The organism is Pseudomonas sp. MF09156, from assembly GCF_059862305.1.
In genome coordinates, this window is sequence record NZ_JCBCUR010000052.1 from 1 (window position 1) to 1,041 (window position 1,041).

At 49.7% G+C, this 1,041-nt stretch carries 2 protein-coding genes; one reads left to right on the plus strand and one right to left on the minus strand.

Annotated features, from left to right (window positions below; translation table 11 throughout):
- The first annotated feature begins 263 nt into the window (after positions 1-263).
- Complete coding sequence (locus tag AC19YY_RS30985) at positions 264-449, plus strand: hypothetical protein (RefSeq protein WP_500605321.1); 186 nt, start codon at positions 264-266, stop codon at positions 447-449.
- Between the two features lie 245 nt (positions 450-694).
- Here AC19YY_RS30985 and AC19YY_RS30990 read toward each other — a convergent pair.
- Positions 695-1,041, minus strand: a 347-nt coding sequence (locus AC19YY_RS30990) for a hypothetical protein (protein WP_500605322.1), incomplete at its 5' end; no start/stop codon positions are given.

The following is a 1,041-nucleotide window of genomic DNA, read 5'->3' on the forward strand; positions in this document are numbered from 1 at the left end:
AAGCGCTTCGACTTCAAATGCCCAATCGAAGTTATGGGCGAGGTGATGCAGAAGGCCATGGCTATGCGGCATGATGCTCCAGCTTCAATTCAATGACCGTGTTGCACTCAGCTCCTGCAACCGCCCCCTCTATCGGGACTGATTTGCTGCCCAACGCGCATAGTTTATATTCTCAATGATCAATCAGCGGGCGACTGCTTGCTCAATAGCATTTTCGTCGAGGACTGGCGGAGGTCTGGCGCGCAGCAAGATTGGAGATCATTATGACCGATATTGAGCGTTTCCGTATGAGCCTCCCCATAAACCCAACCGACTCGGAGGTCGAAGTCAAGTTCCAGCTGAACGAATCCCACGCCAAGATGATAAAACAAAATACGCCATGGATGAAGACGCAGCCCTCAAGTCTTGGCCCGACGCAAAAATCTGGTGCATGCGCACTTACATTCTAAGTACCCCTTCTGACTCCGAGATGGAAAGTATCGAGGGAGTCTCGCCCCCCGAGTGAGATAAGTCGCTCACAACTCGAACCGCGTCTGGAATTCCTCCACAACTTAGCTTTTCTACCGTACGCAAGACCGCTGATCTAATCAGCGTACGGGAGTCTGAGTTACCAGTCGCCAACAAAGGAAAAGTTCGTCTCACTTTCTTACGGCGGCATACTTGAACCATGGTATTCTCTTGCAATGGTCGCTACTTAATCCCGCGTCATCTGATCAACAATAAGACCGACGACTGCTTCCTGAGCATCAGGCTTAGTTTCACAATCACATAAAAGAGAACTGTAACCACATGAACGAGGCAATCGCCAAACGGCACTGAGGTTGAATTCCCAAGATGGGAGACCACCTAAAGGAGATTTACTGAAATGAGTTTGATCAACGAATCCCGCTCCACCGAAGAAGCTATCAAAGAGCTTAAGGAAACTCTGAAAAAGACTTCCAAATCTGGTGAGATACGGCTGTCCCACGAACTGAACGGTTGAGCCCCGATGAAGCAAATGTCTTTCGCTGATGCCGAGTACGCAGGCAAACGTAAGCAGAC